A 19,288-nucleotide genomic window follows, 5' to 3' on the forward strand; every position below is an offset into this window, starting at 1 on the left:
AAGGGTGCCCGAACCAGAAAGAATCTGATTGCGGGCTAAGAAAACCGGCTTATCCTAAGATGGCCTCGATCTTTTCAAGGGTCGCAATATTTACAGCCACGCCTTGTGTGGCCGATGCGACGCGTTTTGCGCGTCGGCCATCGCCAGGCAAATGTGCATCGTCTTGCGATCGAATGGCGTCGACGAGTTCCTCGATGCCCTGAGCAAAGCCACCCGACGACGATGTCGCCACAGGGTCGATCGCAATGAAAAACTGTCCGGTCTTGGGCGGGCCGCCAGCGGTTCCTGAAAAGGGCGAGGCGTTGATGCCCAGAGTGGCCCCTGTAAGAGCGGCCGCCATAACTTCGGTCAGAAGGGCCACACCGACGCCCTTGTACCCACCAGAAGGTGCCATGGAGCCCTTGAGGCCCACATTGGGATCAGTGGTCGGGTTGCCCTCGGCGTCCAATGCCCACCCAACGGGGATCGGCCTTCCTTCTCTGGCATGTTTCATGACCTCGCTCTTGGCGATTGTGCTGGCGCTTTGATCGATCAGCAGGGCGGGTTGCCCATCTGTACCGGGTACGGCAACGGAAAAGGGGTTGGTCCCTACAACCGGCTTTGCGCCACCCGATGGCGCGATCGAGGCTGGCGCGTTGGTAAAACCAAGCCCGACAAGCCCGGCCTGTGCCAGACGATAGGTGTGATAGCCCAGCACGCCGCAGTTATAGCTGTTGCAGATGCTCAGCACGGCAACGCCCTGTTCGCGCGCAGCGGTGATCAGCGTCTCATACCCGAGATCGATGGCTGAATGGGCAAATCCGGTTGCGGCATCTACGGTAACTACACCTGGCTTGGGCCGTGTCATGACCGGTTTGGCAAGCCCGTCGACCTTGCCACATTGGACATGCTCACAATAGATCGGGATATAGGCCAGTCCATGGCTTGCCACGCCGTCCGCCTCGGTTGCCGCGGTCGCAACCGCCAGCGGGCGGGCGTTTTCCGGTGAAGTCCCCGCAGCAACAAGCGCGCGAAACGACAGGTCTTCGATTTCGTTCAGAGTAAGGGTCCGGGTCTCGGTCAAATCAGTACCTCATCAGTCATTATCAGAAAGCCCGGCCCCTGCACCCAGCAGGCGGGATTCCTCGGTTGCGGGGGCATAGGTGCGGTGGGCAAAGCGATTCAGCGTTGCCCAAGCCTGATCAGTCGGGGCGGCGCGGGTCTGATGTGGGCTGGGGCCTGTACGCTGTTCCCCCAGCGAAACCACCACCCTGCGCGCCTGGGCGGGTAAGGTATCTGGGGTCGACACGGAATACCCATCACATGCCGCCAGATGCCCATCACAATCAAGCACCACACAGCCCTTGAGTTCACGTGCCGCATAGGCAGCAAAGGGCAGTAACAGGGCAGGGATTGCAATGTTGGCCATCTCAACCGGTCCGGCGCGCAGCTGTTCGGCACAATCCGACAGCAAGGTGCCAGTGGCCAGAGGGCACAAAGCGCCCTTGCCCTGCCATGGGCCCTGCATCGCATCTGGTCTGTGATCTGCCGGCGCCGCAGCCAAACCCAAGTCCAGCAGGTGGGCCAGCTCTGCAGTCCCGTTCAGCCCATGCCCGCACAACCAGCGTGTGGCTTTGGCGGCCTCTTCTGCCAGACCCCAGGCATACCCTGCCCCTCGGGCAGCGCGTTTAGAGGTGGCTTCGATCTCGTTCAGTGAATAGGTCATTGCGGCAACTCCGGATAAACCCACAGATCGGCATTTTCCGGCGTTAGCTCATCAGGATATGGTGCGCCGGAATACATGCAGATCCGCACCCAGCGGTCCGACCGGGGGTCAAAATGGGTTGCCCCAAAAAACGACAGCTTGGCCCGCAGCATGTCGATAGGCAGGACAGTGGCGCTAATCGTGTTGTCGTGGATTTCACCATAGGGGGCTACTCGGCTCATTTGAGCGCGGCGCAGGGTGTGGCGATGTTCAGGATGGCGCAGCAGAAACTCTGCAACGGAGGAGCGAGTATCCCATTCGGCAAGCGCCTTATACGCCATCGCGGCGTCACGGGCCGGGGCAAGGGGCTGTTCGTAACCGGATATCGGTTCCTCAAAGCGCTCACCCAGTCGCGGCTCCAGCTTCTCCTCGGAGACATACCAGGCCCGCGCACAGTTTTCCGCTGCGTTCCAATCCAGATCCAAGGCCCAGCCAAAACTGTTACTGATCAGATCGCGCGCAGCGCCTACCGACATTGATCCATCAATCACATGGGCACTTGAATTACTGTCGGCCATACAACAACTCAGCCCATCGACCAATTCGCCATAGGGCTCAAGGATAAGCGAGGCGAGCAGTTCCTGGCCCTCCTCGCTCAGCGCGGATTGCGACCACAGGATCAACCGATCCCAGGGTTGGTTCTGCGTCAGATCATCCCTGTCCAGATACCCAGAGATTGCCTGCAGATCGTTGTTGAGCGCCGCCAGCTTATCGCGCTGGACCGGATGCTCAGACTGCCACCAGGACATCGAGAGTTTGCTACGATCATAGATGCCACGGAATTGACGGGCCTCATCTTCCGAGGCGGTCAAGAGCGACCGTACCCGGGCGATGGCCTCCTCTCGCGCCATGATCCAGTTATTGAACAAGATCGGATGGTTGACGATGAACGGGGCCATGCCCAGACCTGTGGAATTGCCAATGCCGAGCCAACTGGCGATCTGCGGATCTAACTGCGCGGTTTGACCGCCGCCCTTCACTTGGGCCATATGCTGCACCAGATCGCGCACAAAGGTCCGGGTCAGGTAGACCGACAACATCTCGGTCTGGAACGGGCCGTTGACCTCGGGGCGACTGGCTGTTTTCTCGCGATCTGCAGCCCCAAACTTGCCGGAACCATACACGGCGGTTGTCCGCATCAGGTAGCCAACCTGATAAATCTGTTCCAGATCGGGTTGTTGACCAGCGGCCAGACGGTCGACCACATGTGCCCACAGGCGGACTGACCGGTTGGCGCGCGACAATGACAGTTCTGTCTCGCTGACGCGCCCGGCCTCTTGCACTGGTACGTTTTGCGACAGGCGGTGAATATCATCCGCCGTCGGAATGCCGTCAAATAGCGCGAAGGTGGCATCCCAGGCCTCGGCGATGACCCGGTCCGAGCGTTTTTCGGGCGGCAGATCATGGGCAAACGCCACCAGAGAATATGCGTGATCAGGGCCTTGCGCGGTATAGACCGCATGGCCAACGCCGTGTTCGTCAATCTCGAACGCAGGGCGGGAAAAACTCCAGTTTTCCTGCGCCATACGGCGGGTCAGTTGCCGCATAAAGCTGAGACGGCATTGATGCAGCGAGCCCAGCCGCGACAGCCGCATGACCATCGCGGGATCACGTCTGACATTTTCAGTCTGCACGCGTGTATTCATAGTGTTACCCTTGTGGGACGAAGTTCTCGGCAAAGAACTGATACCAGTTCCTGCCCATGATCCCGGCCACTTCGTCATCGTTCAGGCCGGTCGCGCGTAACCCTTGTTCGATGTTCCCAAAATCTCGGTTGTCCTGAAACCAGCCCGGCATGGGCGGAAAGCCTGGTGCCGAAGCGGATCCCTCGCCATAGTCGATTTCCTTGGTCCAGCGGCCAACCCGCATCCATTCCACAATGCTGTCGGGTTGATCCTGACACAGGTCTGTGCCGATCCCCAGATGCTGCGCGCCGTATTTGTCGGCGGCGCGTGCGATCATCTCGCAAAAACTGTCCAGCGTGCAGTCGGATTTATCTTTCAGATGGTGGGGATAAACCGAAAAGCCAAGCATCCCGCCATTTTCCGTCACTGCACGAATGACATCGTCACGCTTGTTACGCAGCGCGGGCGACCAATCATACGGGTTCGCGTGAGTGATGGCTATGGGACGCTCGGACCATTCTGCGGCCTCGATGGTGGAACGGTCCGCCGAATGGCTCATGTCCACTACAAGACCTACGCGGTTCATCTCTTTGATCACCTGCTTGCCCATACGGGTGATGCCTGTGTCATCGGCCTCATAACAGCCGGTCGCCAGCAAGGACTGGTTGTTATAGGTCAGCTGCATGAAACGGGCGCCAAGATCGTGCAGGATTTCGACTAGCCCGATATCGTCTTCGATGGGCGAGGGGTTCTGAAAGCCAAAGAACACAGCCGTCCGTCCCGTTTTACGAGCCGTATCGATATCGCTGGCCCAGCGCCCTTTCATGATCAGGTCCGGGTATTGTTCGAACCAGCGGTTCCATTTCTCGAAATTCAGAACCGTTTCGCGAAAGTTCTCGTGGTACGAGATGGTGACGTGGATCGCGTCCACTCCCCCGTCACGCAGTTGGCGGAAAATCTTTTCCGACCAGTTGGCATATTGTAGCCCGTCGATCCGCATCACACGGGGCCCGCGCTGATATAGGCGGTTTTGACCGTGGTATAGAACTCGGCCGCAGCCTTACCCTGTTCGCGCGGCCCGTAAGAGCTGTCGCCGCGGCCGCCAAAAGGCACGTGGTAGTCGGTGCCTGCAGTGGGCAGGTTCACAGTCACAACACCAGTGCGCGCATTGCGACGGAAATGCGTGGCGCGGGCCAGCGATTTGGTCACGATGCCCGAGGTCAGGCCAAAGTTGGTGTCGTTGACGACGCTCAGCGCTTCGTCATAGCTGCCAACCTTGATGACACTGGTCAGGGGCGCGAACATTTCTTCGCGGTTGATGCGCATGTCGTTGTTGGTGTTCAGAAACACGCCCGGCGACATGTAGAACCCGTCATGAGGCATCTCCAGCCGGGTTCCGCCACAGGCCAGCTCGGCCCCTTCGGATTTGCCCAGATCAACATAGGCCAGGTTTTCGCTCAGCTGCTGTTGGCTGACGACGGGACCCATCTGCACGCCTTCCTCCAGCGCGTGGCCGACCTTCATCGCTTGCGCACCGGCCACCAGCTTTTCGACAAACGCGTCATGGATACCCGCATGCACGACAAGGCGCGAAGACGCCGTGCACTTCTGTCCGGTGCCGCCAAACGCTCCTCCCAATGCCAGAGTAACGGCCAGATCCAGATCGGCATCGTCCATCACTGCCAGCGCGTTTTTTGATCCCATTTCCATCTGAACTTTGGTCAGGTTCTGGATGGCGGCTGCTGCGATACCCTTGCCGACCGGGACTGACCCGGTAAAGGAAATTGCATTGACCTTGGGGCTTTCGACCAGGCGTTGCCCGATGCTGCGCCCCGAACCCATGACCAGACTGAACAGACCTTTGGGGATGTCCTGACGTTCGATGATTTCGGTCAGTGCGACAGCGGATGCCGGGGTGATGTTGGCGGGTTTCCACACAACCGCGTTGCCATAGCACAGTGCTGGAGCAATCTTCCAAGAGGCAGTCGCGGTAGGGAAGTTCCATGGGCTGATGATGGCGACAACACCGACAGCTTCGCGGCGAACGTCTACTTCGATATCGGGGCGCACAGAATCCGCGTTCTCACCGATTTGACGCAGGCATTCAGCTGCGTAATAGGTAAAGAACTGCCCGGCGCGGAACACTTCGCCTTTGCCTTCGGCCAGCGGCTTGCCTTCTTCGCGCGCCAAGAGCGTACCCAGTTCTTCGGCCCGGACCATCATTTCATTACCGATAGCGTTCAGAACAGCTTGCTTCCGTTCGATGCCATAGGCGGCCCATTCAGCCTGTGCAACACGGGCTTGATCCAGCGTCGCCTCAAGCTGGTCAGCGCTGGCCTGTGCAAACATGCCGACCAGATCGCTCAGGTCCGAAGGATTGCGGTTTTCGATTTCAGACTCACCTGCCAGCCATTCGCCAGCAATCAGATTCAGTTGTGTCACGTTACGCCCCAGTGCGATTTCATTTGACCTAGGATGGATTTTTTGGCGAACATCAGTCAAACTCAATTAAATGAAACAAATTGCAGAAAAACTGAAGTATGGCGATCAAGATTGAAACACTGCGCAGTTTTTGCACGGTTGTGCAGACTGGTAATCTGACCGAGGCCGCCGACCGTCTTGGGCGAACGCAATCGGCGGTGTCGATGACGCTGAAGCAGCTTGAGGAGCACCTGGGTAAGAAGCTGTTCGAGGGAGAGCGCAAAAACCGACTGTCAGAAGTGGGTCGGCAGGTTCATGATTTGGCTTTGAAGCAGGTCAGACAGTTCGATCAAACAGTTCAGGATATCGAGGCAATAGCCAGCGCAGAGTACGGGCTGTTGCGGATCGTGTCTGTGCCGTCGGTGGCGGCTCTTGCCTTTCCCAAGGTGCTGAGTCACATGAATAGCCATTTCCCCGATATCAGGATCGAGCTCCGCGATACCGATACACAGCAGGTACTGGACGCAGTTGTGCAAGGAAAAGCGGATATCGGTATTGCATCGGGGTATCTTGCGCTAAACGGGGTCACAGCCACGCCCTTGTTCGAAGACAGGTTTGGGGTGGTTTGCACGGCTGCACACCCGCTGGCACAGCAATCAGAGATGCCAACCATCGAACAGGTGGCTTCGGTCCCCTTCATACGCAATGCTCTGTGCGATTTGGTTCAGTCCCCGCGGTTTCACGCGGCGATTTCGAAGGCCGGTGTGACCATTCAGAACACCCATTCACTGATCGCATTGGTGCGCACCGAGGAATGGGTGACGGTTTTGCCGCAAACCGTTGCACGGTCTCTTCCTGAGGCTATCGTCTTCCGTCCTATCGCTGATCTCGAAGATCAAAGGCAGGTGTATCTTTATGTCTCGCAACGCTCGCGCTTTCAAACGCTGACGGACGCGTTTGGGGACTTCATCCTGAAGCAGGATCTTGTACTGGGATCTGAGGACTGACTGGATAAAATCTGTGCCCCTGTCTGAGATGGCGCCGCTTAGGGGATATTGATGGCAGACAAGCCCACTCAAGAATCGGCTGCACCTATTTCAGGCCTCATATCGACCAAGATCAGAATAAACCGAAACTAATATTCGAGAAAGACGCATATATTGATTTGTGGCATGTTGTTCTTGATGGGTCATGTGTCGGCATGTTTGAATTTTCCTGTCAAACCGGCGCGCCCGGTAACTGGCTAAGAAAGGGGGATGGAACGTCATCCCGATGTCGTTTGGTAGGCGTACCGCTGCCCATAGGGTAAGAAGAACAGCGCCACGAACGCCCAACACGGAGAAATAATATGAACAAACTCACTATGTTACTGGGAGGCGCGTCGATGATGGTCGCTGTGCCTGCTTTTGCTGCTGACATTGTGATCGGTGTGCCGAACTGGCCATCGGTAAATGCAACAGCGCACATTCTAAAGGTTGCGATCGAACAAAATCTGGGGCTAGAGGTCGAGCTTCAGAATGGCACCAACCCGATCGTGTTCGAGGCGATGGATTCCGGCGCCATGCACGTACACCCCGAAGTGTGGATGCCGAACCAGCAGAACCTGCATGACACCTATGTAACCGAAAAGGGTACAGTTACCTTCAATTCCAATGGCGTTGAGGCGTTTCAAGGAATGTGTGTCGACAAAGCGACCGCTGATGCCAATGATATTCGGTCCATTGACGACCTGACCAATCCCGACATCGCGGCACTGTTCGACAGCAATGGCGACGGGCAGGGCGAAGTATGGATCGGTGCCCCCGGCTGGGCGTCGACCAACGTCGAGAAAATCCGGGCCAAATCATATGGCTATGACCAGGTCATGGAACTGACCGAGATAGACGAAACCGTCGCCTATGCGAACCTTGATAACGCGATCAAAGCGGGTGAGCCTTGGGTGGGTTTCTGCTATACGCCGCATTACGTGTTTGAACTGCATGATCTTCAGATCCTGGAAGAGCCGGCCTATGACGCGGCAAAATGGAATGTCCTGCAGCCCACGGATGATCCGGATTGGCTGGAGAAATCCGAAGCAGGTGTCGCCTGGGATTTGGCCTATCTGCACCTTCACTATGCCAAATCTCTTGAGGATGAGTACCCCGAAGTTGCTCGGCTGTTGTCCAACATGAAACTGGATACTGCCGCTGTCTCGGCCATGACTTATGCGCTTGTCATAGATGGCAAAGAGCCGCTCGCATATGCCGAAGAATGGGTCGGTGCGAACGAAGATGCAGTTCTGAACTGGATGTCAGAGTGATCGGTAACGCTCGGAACTGAATTACAGATAGGCCGCCGGGAATGCCTGGCGGCCTGTTTTGCATTGAAGGGGCAAGTATGACCGAAACAGTCGTTAAGCTGACAGATGTCTGGAAGATTTTCGGTGCGCGGGCAGAAGAGGCCATGACCGCAGTACGGGATGAAGGGATTGGAAAGCCTGAAGTTCTTGAAAGGTATAATTGTGTGGTCGGCGTGCAGGGTGCGTCTTTCGAAGTCCCGCGCGGCGAAATCTTCTGCATTATGGGTCTTTCGGGATCCGGGAAATCCACGCTGGTGCGCCACGTGAACCGCTTGATCGAGCCGACCTCAGGCAAGATCGAGATTCTGGGCCAGGACGTATCCAAAATATCCGAGGCTGAGCTGCGCCGTATCCGCGCGCAGCAGATCGGGATGGTTTTCCAGCATATGGCGCTGATGCCGCACCGATCTGTCAGAGACAATGTGGCCTATCCTTTGGAAATTCGAAAAGTGTCCAAATCCAAGCGCTGGGCCGTCTCGGACCATGCGCTGGGTTTGGTGGACCTGACCGGGTACGAAGATCGCCTGCCCAAAGAATTGTCGGGCGGGATGCAGCAGCGTGTTGGAATTGCCCGCGCGCTGGCCTCTGATCCGGAAATCCTGTTAATGGACGAGCCCTTTTCTGCGCTCGATCCGCTGATCAGGCTGCAGCTGCAGGACCAGTTCAAAGCGCTGGTCGCCCAGTTGCAGAAGACCACATTGTTCATCACCCATGATCTGGACGAAGCTATCCGCATTGGCCACCGAATTGCGATCATGAAAGATGGTGTCATCGTTCAGATTGGCACACCGGAAGACATCGTGATGAATCCGGCCGATGACTATGTGCGCGAGTTTGTTCAGGGCATATCCAAACTGAAACTGGTCAAGGCGCATTCAATCATGGAGCCACTGGACAGCTATTCCGGCCCGACCGACGGCGCGCCGCGCGCGGATGAGGGGGCCGATCTGGATCAGTTGATCGACCTGGCTGTCGACACGGACCTGCCGGTGATCATCACCGATGCAGGACAGGACGTGGGCGTCGTGACCAAACCGCGCCTGCTGCGCGGAATTCAGGGGGGCAAGAATGACTGATGTAACCACCGAAGTGAAAGTCACCGCCGCCTCGGATATCGAGGTCGACCATGAGGCACTGGATCGGTCCATTCACGAGTTTGCTGGTCCGAATGGGGACTATTACGTCAAGGCGTTTCACAAGATCCATGATGCAACCAGCGCGGTTCCGAATACGTTCAATCTCTGGGCCGGGGTTCTGGGGCCTTTGTGGTCAGCATCACGAGCCATCTGGGGGATGTTCTGGACCTTTCTGATCCTGGAAATCATCGCTTGGGTTCAGATCGGGCGTGGTGCCTGGGGCAATCCGGGCGCTGACATGGTGGAACGTGCCGAACGTCAGCAGGCACGCGCCGACGAGCTGCTGGCGCGGGCGGCCGATGCGACAGAGAAGGCCGATATTGACCGTTTCACCAAGCTGGCAGCGAATATACAGAAAGCCGCCGATGCCAGCTTTGGAAAAGCCGCGGCCGCGCAGTCTGAAGCGCTGAGCATCATGATCACCGGATTGCTGATGCTGCTGGTCTTCAAACTGGCACAGGGCTTCTATGCCGACCGCGTCTATGAAAAACAGTATTCAAAATGGCGGACCGATCCGGACAGTACCGAAAGTGGCCAGTCCAGGCGAAATATGGTGCTGGGGGCTGTGCTTGTTGCGGCGATTGGGCCGTTGATCGTCTACAAATTCACGGTCAATGCTTCGCTGGCCATGTTGGATGCATTCCCCGAAAAAGAAGTGTCCGCACTGATATTGGGTGAGGGCGGCGGGACCCTGTTTTCAAACCTTGCAAGCTGGATGGAGGCGCAGATAGATGCGGCCGCTCTTGCTGGCGGGGACGTATTCGATGGGATTGTCGCTGGGGTTCGGTCGGTTCTGGATGCCCTGACCATTGCGCTGATCGGGTCGCCTTGGCCGGTTGTGATGCTGGTGATATGTGTGACGGCTTGGCGGGCTGCAGGCCCCCGAGTGGCGATCTTCACGGCGTCTTCATTGGCCTATATCGCCTTGCTGGGATATTGGGATGTGGCGATGGAAACCGTGGCGCTGGTCGGTGCGGCGGTGCTGTTATGCGTTGTTTTTGGCATTCCACTGGGCATTTGGTTTGGCAAGTCCAGGCGTGCCTACCGCGCGGCAGAGCCCGTGCTGGACTTGATGCAGACTTTGCCGGCCTTCGTCTATCTGATCCCGATTATCGCCTTCTTTGGCACCGGCAACCCGCCCGGCATTCTGGCCACGATCATCTTTGGCATGCCGCCGGTCATCCGACTGACCGCGCTGGGCATGCGCGGAGTGCCCGACAGTATCAAAGAGGCTGCTGTGGCTTTTGGGGCCTCGAAATGGCAATTGCTGAAGGATGTCGAGATACCTCTGGCCTTGCCGTCGATCATGACCGGGGTGAACCAGACTATCCTGATGTGCCTATCGATGGTGGTGATCATTTCGCTGATCGGTGGCGGAGGGCTGGGCAAGGAAATCCTTGAGGCGTTGCAATATGCAGCCAAGGGGCCCGGCCTGTTGGGCGGCTTTGCCATTTTGTTCCTTGCTATGGTCATGGACCGTATTGTTCAGGGCGCATTTCGGCGAGAAGACGAAAGAATCTGAACTTCTATGCCCTCTGCTCAGGCCGGGGGCATTTTTTTACCGGAGGATGAAATGGTCGACCGCTATGAGCAGTCCATGATGGACAATTTGTACTGGTGGGGCATACCGACGATGTTTCGCTGCCCCAATATCGGACCCGAGGGGCAGGATATTGCACTTGTCGGTGTGCCGCATTCGACCGGAAACGGGACAACCGAAAGGGATCAGCATCTGGGCCCGCGCGCCTTGCGGAATGTCTCGGCGGTACAGCGCAGGGTCCATTCGGTTTTTGAGATCGACCCCTGGAGCCGCGCCAAGATTGCCGATGTCGGCGATGTACCCTTTCCGCGCGCCAACGACAACGAAGACTGCATCGAACGCATTACCGCCTTTTACAAGGACATAGATGCGGCAGGTGCGCGCCCGGTATCCGTTGGCGGTGACCATTCCATTACCGGCGGGATCGTACAGGCGCTGGGATGTGGGAAGCTGGCCGGAGGAGAGCCGATTAGTTTTCTGCATCTGGATGCCCATACGGATGTGTTTACAAAGGTCGATCACTTTTTGGGGGCAAAGAAATCGGCAGCCCATTGGGGGGCTTATCTGGCCGATCAGGGGCAGGTTGATCCAGCCCGTTCGATGCAAATCGGCCTGCGAGGCCATCCGCGCAGCCTGGACTGGCTGCAGCCTTCTTACGACTATGGGTACAACATCGTCACCATGCGCGAATTTCGTCAGCGCGGGCTTGCAGATGTAGTGGCGCAGACCAAAGAGGTTCTAGGTGATCGCCCGGTCTATATCACCTTCGATCTGGATTGCCTTGACCCGACAATCGCTCCGGCGGTGTCCAATCTGGAGCCGGGCGAAAAGGGGTTCGACATTGACGAAGCCGTGGGTATCCTGCGTGCCGCGCGCGGTTTGAACATTGTCGGCGGTGACGTTGTTTGCATGATGCCCACTAAGGACAGCCCCAACAACATCACCGCCCTGACTGCGGCGGCGGTGATGTTCGAGATGATCTCGATGATTGCCGAAAACACCGGTTAGCGGCGGGCGTCTACGGCCTGTGCCAGAACACACAGTAGCTCGAACATCAGTGAGATGCCCAGCCAGGCCGTGCCCCCAGCGGCATCGAAGGGTGGCGCGACCTCAACCAGATCAGCACCAACCAAATTGACACCGCTTAACTGGCGGATCACCTGCTGCGCCTGAAAACTGTTCGGCCCGCCGATCTCTGGCGTGCCGGTGCCGGGGGCATAGGTGGGGTCCACAAAGTCGATGTCATAGGTGCAATAGGTCTGACCTGTTCCGACGATCCCGCGCACCTCGGCCATGACATCGTCAATGCCGCGGTCGAACAGTTCTTCGATGCGGATGATGCGGATGCCCTGCGCCTCGGCCCAATCGATATCGTCTGTGTTATAGGCCGTCCCGCGTATGCCGACTTGGACAAAGCGCTTGGGGTCTACAAGGCCCTCTTCAACCGCGCGACGAAACGGGGTGCCATGGGTGAATTTGTAGCCGCCGAAATAGCTGTCGAACAGGTCGGTGTGGCTGTCGAATTGAACAAGGCCCAGCGGCTCCGACTTGGCCAGAGCGCGCAGGACGGGCAGGGTGGTCAGATGGTCGCCCCCAGCGGTAAGCGGAGTTATCCCCCGGTCGGTCAGATCGTCATAGAAAGACGTCACTCGGTTCATGGTGTCTTCGATATCCACCGGGTTCGGCGCAACATCGCCCAGATCGGCGCAATTCACCATCGAAAACGGCGCAACCCCGGTGACCGGGTTCATTGCCCGGATCATAGTGGAAAAGTCGCGCAACTGCCGAGGCCCATGCCGCGCGCCGGGGCGGTTGGTGGTGCCGCCATCCCACGGGATTCCGATGATCCCAATATCCACCTCGTCAATCCGATCGTCCTTGGGCGTCAGCTCGGGAAGGCGCATGAACGTGGGGACGCCGGCGAAACGCGCAAGCTCCATTGCCGAGACCGGCTGAAAGAAGGGATTTGTCATGAGGGCCTCATCTGAGTGTCTGTGCTGCAAGCCTACTGGCTAGAGTCGGTCGACGTAAGTCTAATAGAGAATGCGAAACCGTCTGCGGATTTCAGCGTCCTGTTCTTCGGTCAGGTATTGCGGATGATGTCGTGCCAGGATGTCCTTTGCGTGCCGGCGGGCAACAGTCCACGCATCTGCGGCCCCTTCGGTCTGCCATGTCCGGGGTTCGTTCCGGTCAGCCAGCGCTGGATAGAAGTAGTCCCGTTCCATCGCAGCATAGGTGTGGGCGCTTCCCAGAAAATGACCGTCGCCTAGTACCGCATGACAAATGGCGTCGAATCCCAGGTTTTCGTCGGTCACTTCGATGCCGCGCAAAGCGCGATAGGTGTGAGAGTGCATTTCGTCGTCAAGGACGAACCCTTCGAAACTGACGCCCAGCAACGAAGCGGTCATGCCCGAGCTTTCGTAGATCAGATTGCCGCCAGCCAGCGCCGCAGCGAGCGAGGTCATTCCTTTCTCGGCCCCGTACTGTGCGTCGATAGCTTTGGCATCAGTCATCGAGGCGGCCACTCCCGAAGGCAGCCCCAGTGCGTTAGTGATCTGTGCCGACGCCGCGTTCAGGATGGCGGTCTCACCGCTGCCACCTGCGAAGGATCCTGTGCGTAAATCAACAATGAAAGGCCAGTTCGAAAACACCATCGGAAACCCAGGCTTGATCGCGTTGACCATAACAAGGCTGGCCAGTGTCTCGGCCAAAGACTGCGCCAGAAACCCGGCGAGTGTCGCGGGTGCTGTGGCGCCCGCCTGTGCGGCGGTAATGCAGGACATCGGGATATTATGTGCGATACATTCATAGACAACATCCACCGCATCCTCGCCATAGCGCAGCGGTGAAATCACCGGGCTGATATGGGCCTTCAGAAACGGCCGCTTAGCGAACTCACCCGGCCCGCCTGCAACGATGTCGAGCATTTCGACGATCGGGGCCACATGTTCGGCAAGGGTAAACGACGTGGCAATCGGTTTGGTGGTATTGCGAACCAGAGCGTAAACCGTGTTCACGTCCAGATCGAAAACATCTGGCAGATCAGTCGCGACACAGCAGCGCGTAAACCAGCTGACATTGGCCAGCGTATCCTGAAGCCGCGTGAAATCATGCAGATCGGCCAGCGAGGATGGGCGATAGTGGCCGCTCTCCAGATCCAGCGTCTGCACCGCCGCACCGCCGGTGCCAAAGAACACACGATTTCCGCCCACTTCGATCGAGCGCGCTTCGTCCCGGCCATGAAAGGAGAAAGTCTTGGCAGCGGACCCAATAGCGTCTTCAACCAAGTTTCGAGGAAATAGCAGCCGCCCTTGCTGTCCGGTTTGTGCACCGGCTGACCGCAGGTCGTTGGCCAGCCTGTCCGGGACCTCGCCCATGCCCAGAGTTTCCAGAAGCCTTAAGGCGGTATTGTATATTTGTTTGACTTCGGACTGTGTCAAAGGTTGAAAGCGACCACCGGCTTGCCCGGGGGGGCACGGATCTATGGCGGGCTCTGCTGCGCGTTGCGCAAGACGCGCATTTCGACCGCTTCTTTTACTGCCCTTTGACAACGCCCAATCCTTTTCATGTCAGAATTCCCGGAACCGTAAAAGGCGATGCGGGGTCTCTGCAAAAGGGAAATGCGCCTTTCAGAATCCTCAATCGTAGTTTCGATTTTTCAGCACAAGCCATTCGTAAGCTGTTGCGAAGACCCGTTTTCAGCAAAACCTATTGGGGTTCAGAGGAGCAAAGCCAATGAAGTCGCGGACAAAAGTAGTGGTAATTGGTGGCGGGATCGCAGGGTGCTCAACTCTGTATCACCTGACGCAAGAAGGATGGGCAGATGTCGTCCTGGTCGAACGAAACGAGTTGACCTCTGGTACCACCTGGCATTCAGCCGCGCAGGTGACGAATTTTGGAACAAACCAGACCATGGTTGGACTGAAATCCCATTCGATCAAACTGTACCAAGACCTGTCTGCGAATCCCGACTATCCCATCAATTACCACCATGGTGACGGCGGAATCAGGTTGGCGAACACCCAAGCACAAATGCAGGGATACCGTCATTTCGCTTCGATGGCCCGGGGGATGGATGTCCATTTCGAGGTTATTGATGCCGAAGAATGCGCTCGGCGGCACCCTCTGATCTCGACCGAAAACCTAATTGGCGGGCTGTGGGATCCTTTGGACGGGGATATTGATCCGGCTCAGCTGTGTCAGGCGTTGGCCCGGGCTGCACGTTTGGCCGGGGCTGAAGTGTACCGGAATACCCCGGTTGTCGGGTTGATCCAGCACAAGGATGACACCTGGACGGTACAGACCGAACACGGTGATATCGACTGTGACATCGTGGTGAATGCCTGCGGATATCGTGTGAACGAAGTGGGCGCCTTGATGGGAGTGCACCACCCCGTGGCCTCGATGGAGCATCAGTATTTTCTGACGGAAGAAATTCCTGCAATCCGCGATGCCGGCCACCGAATGCCTTTGCTGCGATGTCCGATCAGCGATTTCTACTGTCGACAAGAAAAGAACGGCCTCTTGCTGGGGTTCTATGAACAGGACTGCAAGACCTGGGGCATGGACGGGATCGATCCAAATTTTGTAAATGCGCTTTGCCCGGACGATCTGGACCGCGTGTCGGACGTACTGGAAGGCGCTTTTGCTCGGATGCCTGCGCTGTTAGAGGCCGGGATTCACACGGTCGTCAACGGGCCGATAACCTATACGATTGATGGTGCACCACTTGTCGGGCCGATCCCGGGCAAGCGCAACGCCTTCTGTATTATCGGCCTGCGGGCTGGATTGGGTGAGGGCGGTGGCCATGGTTGGCTGTTGGCCCAGCAGATTGTGCATGGAGAGGCCTGTTATGACACCTGGTGCCTGGACCCGCGCCGGTTCACGGGCCACGCAAATGTGGAATTGACGGCGCTAAAGGCAGTTGAAGATTACCAGAATGAATTCCGCTTTCACCTCCCGCATGAACACCGCCCTGCAGGAAGGCCCGCCAAGACCACGGCGCTGACCCCGGTTCTAGCGGCCGAGGGCGCCGAATTCACTGTCGTCAATGGATGGGAGCGGGTGGATTACATCAAGCCTGACCCCAGCTTTGAACCGACCCTCAGTTTCGATTTTGACGAAACCTTTGATCCGATCGCAGCCGAGGTGGCAAATGTTCAGTCCAATGTCGGGCTGTCCGAGGTGAATGGTTTCAACCGTATCGAGATTACCGGTGCGGATCGGCATGCCTTTCTGGATCGTCTGTTTTGCGGTGCTGTCACGCGCCGCGACGGCAGGGTTGGGCTGGGCTATCTTTTGAACCACCACGGGATGGTCAAAGCCGAAGCGACTGTGGCGAACCTGCCAGCCAGCGATCGCGGCCCTGCCCGGGTCTGGTATGGCTCGGCGGCGGCAAGTGAATTCCACGATATGGATTGGCTAAAGCAGAACCGCCACCCCGATGAAGACGTGCATTTACGCAGTCTGACCAACGACTACACCATTCTGATCCTTGCCGGCCCGAAATCACGTGATGTGCTGGCGTCCTGCGCGCGCGGTGATTGGTCCCCGCTGGCTTTTCCATGGCTGAGCGTCAGGGAGTGCTTTGTTGGGTTCGCTCAGGCAACGGTGATGGCGGTAAGTTTTTCTGGCGAACTGGCATATGAAATCCACGTTCCCAACCCTTCGCTTTATAGCGCATATCTGGCGCTGCGGCGGGCTGGAGAGCACTTCGGCCTCAAGCTGTTTGGCGCTCGGGCGATCGACTCCATGCGGATGGAAAAGACGTTCCTGCACTGGAAGGCTGATTTGATCACCGAGTTTGATCCTTTTGAAACAGGTCTGAATCGGTTTGTGAGGTTGGAAAAGGGCGACTTCATCGGGCGCGATGCCCTGCTGAACCGTGATGCTTATGGGCCGCGGAGAAAACTCGTGCCGCTCCGGTTGGAAACCGAACAGGGATCTGCCCATGCCGGAGCTTCGCTGATGCTGGGTGACACGGTTGTCGGAACAATCACCTCGGGCGAGTGGGGGCACCGCACCGGCCTCAATCTTGCCCATGGATTTGTCGATCCGTCACTTGCAGAAATCGGGTGCAAGATAGAGTTGGATCACTGTGGAAAACGGGTCAACGCAACCGTGATCGCACCTTCGCCCTATGACCCGGACCATAGCAGGCTCCGGGCTTGACGCAGAACGGGTTGCAAGTTCATCATTGCAATGAGGGGCGTTCTTTGTTTCGCTAGTTTTGATGTAATCGAAACAACGGACTGTAAATGTGCCAAAGTCGCTAAGCCTCCGCTGGCTGGAAGTTTTTCAGTTGGTCGCAAAGTCAGGATCGATCCAACAGGTCGCATCGGAAACCGGTTTGTCTATCAGCACAGTTTCCAATCACCTACGAAGCCTTGAGACCGCGTTGGGCATTGATTTGGTGGATCACGGGCGTCGTCCAATGGGTCTGACACCTGCCGGTGAAGTCTATGCGCGCCATGTCCGCGATGGGCTGATCGTTTTGAAAAAGGCCGAGGCGGAGATCCGGTCGGGTAACTGGCGCCATGCGACGGATTTGAGGCTGGCACTGATTGATGATTTCGACAATCAAATCTCGCCAGACTTGTTTCGGTTTCTTGCGCATGCTTTGCCGCGCTGCAGTTTTCGGCATTTCACACGCCCCAGCCATGAGATCATTGCCAAGTTACAGGAACACAAGCTGGATGCAGGGGTAGCGACCCGACCGTTCGAACGGACCGAGGGCCTGATCGAATACCCGTTGATGCGCGACCCTTTTATCGTTGTTTTGCCCGGAGGGTTCAGTGGCATGCCCGAGGAGATGTTTTCATCAAACGCAGAATTGCCGTTGCTGCGCTATTCGCGTGATTACGTGATCGGCAAGCAAATTGAGATACAGCTCAGGCGAGGTAAATTTGATCTGCCCAACAGGTTCGAACTGGAATGCAATCAGTCGATCATAGGATTGGTCGCTGAAGGCACCGGTTGGACCATTACCACGGCCGCAAGTTTTCATAGGGCCCACAGATTTCACGACCAAGTTCGGGTGGTGCCATTTCCCGGCCGAAACTTTGTAAGAACAGTGTCTTTATTCACGACCGACGTATACCCCGAGACCACTTCGAAGCTAATCCAAAGAGCGATGGGAAAGCTCATCCGTCAACATTTTACCGACCCGATGTGCGCAAGTCACGCCTGGTTGAAAGGTGAGTTTCGCACCATGGAAAACGAGGCCGCCTGAAGTCAGCCGGGGCGCCCCAGCGATTGGCGTTCGACCAAATTGGTTCGCAACTGTACATTGCAACTTTCGGTGGGCTTTTCGATCAACCCAACCAGTTCCAGCGCAGCCCGTCGACCCATCTCGCGATGTGGGACATGCACGGTCGTCAAACCTGGATCGGTGATCTGCGCCAGTTCGATATCGTCAAACCCTGTGACGGATACGTCTTGAGGAACTCTAAGCCCCATCTCCTTGGCCCGGCGCGACGCACCGATAGCCAGAACATCGTTCCCGCACAGCACCGCTGTTGGTCGATCTTGCCGAGACATCAGACGGGAAAACGCCTCTGCCCCGTTTTCGATTTCATATGGCGTTTCTACGATCGTCAGCCGGTCATTTGGGATATTGTTGCGGCGCATTGCTTCTTGCACCCCTTCGATCCTCAGGCGGGCACGGTCGTTTCCGGTGCTGACACCAGAAATCATACCCAGGGTTCGGTGACCCAGCTTGATCACTTGATTTGCCAGTTCGGCCATGGCCGCACGGTTGTCAAATCCGACCGAAGGGACTGGTGCGTCTGCCTGAAACGACCACGCTATCAGAACCGGAATCCTGCGCTTTGCGAGATAGTCATAGATCCGCGAGTCTCGATCATGCCCGATCAGCAGCAACCCATCCGCCCCCCGTGCGACCAGGTTGCGTATCTGCTCTTCTTCGATCTCAGGCTGATAGGCCGAACTAGAGACAAGCAGGGTATAGCCATGCTGGCGCAGCTCTTCCTGAAAGGCCTGAAGTCCACGCGCAAAGATCGCGTTTTCCATGGTGGGAATGATGGCGCCGATGGTGTGCGACCGTCTGGCAGCCATAACACGCGCGGCAAAATTCGGCGTGTATCCCAAAGCGTCAACGGCAGACTGAACCCGATCACGCGTAGCCTGCACCACCAGGTTCGGAGAATTGAGGCAACGTGAAACCGTGGCGGTCGATACGCCCGCGAGTTTCGCAACATCCTCCAGGGTCGGTGCAGTTTTTGCCTTTGGCATTGTCAAACCTGAAATTTGATTTTGCAAATATGTGTAAGCTCTGCGCCGTTCAGGTGAAAGCGAAATGTAACCGCTTACAGAGATTGATTGCTTTGTCGCAGGCAAACCGGTGCTGGCTTGGCTCAGGAAAATACCAACCCGTCGCGAATTTGTGGTTGGTTATTCAGAATATATAAACTTCAAGTATAAAATATTTTTACTTGAAGGGATGCGCCACCTGGTCTAGCGTTT

The 19,288-nt window shown here is 57.1% G+C and carries 15 protein-coding genes; 7 read left to right on the forward strand and 8 right to left on the reverse strand.

What is annotated here, in order from left to right; all coding sequences use genetic code 11:
* Nucleotides 1-49: 49 nt before the first annotated feature.
* From AC2FFB_RS13705 to AC2FFB_RS13725, 5 genes are read right to left on the reverse strand one after another with little or no spacing between them, the layout of a single operon-like run.
* On the reverse strand, nt 50-1,063 hold the full coding sequence (locus tag AC2FFB_RS13705; RefSeq protein ID WP_281973183.1) for an Ldh family oxidoreductase: 1,014 nt from the start codon (nt 1,061-1,063) through the stop codon (nt 50-52).
* Between the two features lie 12 nt (nt 1,064-1,075).
* On the reverse strand, nt 1,076-1,705 hold the full coding sequence (locus AC2FFB_RS13710; RefSeq protein WP_496690022.1) for a DUF3726 domain-containing protein: 630 nt from the start codon (nt 1,703-1,705) through the stop codon (nt 1,076-1,078).
* The gene (locus AC2FFB_RS13715) at nt 1,702-3,390 is read right to left on the reverse strand and encodes a hypothetical protein (protein ID WP_496690021.1); all 1,689 of its coding nucleotides are present in this window, start codon (nt 3,388-3,390) and stop codon (nt 1,702-1,704) included. Before AC2FFB_RS13715 ends, AC2FFB_RS13710 begins: the two co-directional genes overlap by 4 nt.
* A gap of 4 nt (nt 3,391-3,394) precedes the next feature.
* Nucleotides 3,395-4,369, reverse strand: a complete 975-nt coding sequence (locus tag AC2FFB_RS13720) for a membrane dipeptidase (protein WP_496690020.1) — start codon at nt 4,367-4,369, stop codon at nt 3,395-3,397.
* Nucleotides 4,369-5,811, reverse strand: coding sequence for an aldehyde dehydrogenase family protein (locus AC2FFB_RS13725; RefSeq protein WP_271949981.1), 1,443 nt, complete (start codon nt 5,809-5,811; stop codon nt 4,369-4,371). Before AC2FFB_RS13725 ends, AC2FFB_RS13720 begins: the two co-directional genes overlap by 1 nt.
* 98 nt (nt 5,812-5,909) lie before the next feature.
* Here AC2FFB_RS13725 and AC2FFB_RS13730 point away from each other — a divergent pair, with 98 nt between their 5' ends.
* The 5 genes from AC2FFB_RS13730 (at nt 5,910) to AC2FFB_RS13750 (ending at nt 11,812) form a co-directional block, all read left to right on the forward strand.
* Nucleotides 5,910-6,797 carry a LysR family transcriptional regulator gene (locus tag AC2FFB_RS13730; protein ID WP_142637763.1) on the forward strand — a complete coding sequence of 296 codons (888 nt, stop codon included), beginning with the start codon at nt 5,910-5,912 and terminating at the stop codon, nt 6,795-6,797.
* Nucleotides 6,798-7,138: 341 nt separating this feature from the next.
* A complete protein-coding gene (locus AC2FFB_RS13735) occupies nt 7,139-8,089 on the forward strand; it encodes an ABC transporter substrate-binding protein (RefSeq protein WP_142637765.1) in 951 nt (316 codons plus the stop codon).
* 77 nt (nt 8,090-8,166) lie between these two features.
* Nucleotides 8,167-9,204, forward strand: a complete 1,038-nt coding sequence (locus AC2FFB_RS13740; RefSeq protein ID WP_142637767.1) for a quaternary amine ABC transporter ATP-binding protein — start codon at nt 8,167-8,169, stop codon at nt 9,202-9,204.
* Entirely contained in the window at nt 9,197-10,786 is a 1,590-nt protein-coding gene (locus AC2FFB_RS13745; protein ID WP_271949986.1) for an ABC transporter permease, read from the forward strand. The genes AC2FFB_RS13740 and AC2FFB_RS13745 overlap by 8 nt, the downstream gene beginning before the upstream one ends.
* 51 nt (nt 10,787-10,837) lie before the next feature.
* Complete coding sequence (locus tag AC2FFB_RS13750) at nt 10,838-11,812, forward strand: arginase family protein (RefSeq protein WP_496803688.1); 975 nt, start codon at nt 10,838-10,840, stop codon at nt 11,810-11,812.
* Here the strand turns inward: AC2FFB_RS13750 and AC2FFB_RS13755 are convergent.
* Both AC2FFB_RS13755 and AC2FFB_RS13760 read right to left on the reverse strand, forming a co-directional pair.
* Nucleotides 11,809-12,777: an agmatinase gene (locus AC2FFB_RS13755; protein ID WP_496803687.1), complete on the reverse strand. Its 969-nt coding sequence runs from the start codon at nt 12,775-12,777 to the stop codon at nt 11,809-11,811. The two genes, AC2FFB_RS13750 and AC2FFB_RS13755, sit on opposite strands and share 4 nt — an antisense overlap.
* A gap of 60 nt (nt 12,778-12,837) precedes the next feature.
* A complete protein-coding gene (locus tag AC2FFB_RS13760; protein ID WP_496752113.1) occupies nt 12,838-14,355 on the reverse strand; it encodes a trimethylamine methyltransferase family protein in 1,518 nt (505 codons plus the stop codon).
* Between the two features lie 184 nt (nt 14,356-14,539).
* Between AC2FFB_RS13760 and AC2FFB_RS13765 the strand changes: the two genes are divergently transcribed.
* Entirely contained in the window at nt 14,540-16,975 is a 2,436-nt protein-coding gene (locus AC2FFB_RS13765; protein WP_496875052.1) for a GcvT family protein, read from the forward strand.
* 88 nt (nt 16,976-17,063) lie between these two features.
* Nucleotides 17,064-18,035, forward strand: coding sequence for a LysR family transcriptional regulator (locus tag AC2FFB_RS13770; RefSeq protein WP_142637779.1), 972 nt, complete (start codon nt 17,064-17,066; stop codon nt 18,033-18,035).
* A 2-nt stretch (nt 18,036-18,037) separates the two neighbouring features.
* Here the strand turns inward: AC2FFB_RS13770 and AC2FFB_RS13775 are convergent, their stop codons facing one another.
* Nucleotides 18,038-19,057: a LacI family DNA-binding transcriptional regulator gene (locus tag AC2FFB_RS13775; RefSeq protein WP_281973175.1), complete on the reverse strand. Its 1,020-nt coding sequence runs from the start codon at nt 19,055-19,057 to the stop codon at nt 18,038-18,040.
* Nucleotides 19,058-19,288: the final 231 nt, after the last annotated feature.

The organism is Ruegeria sp. YTSA219, from assembly GCF_059609985.1.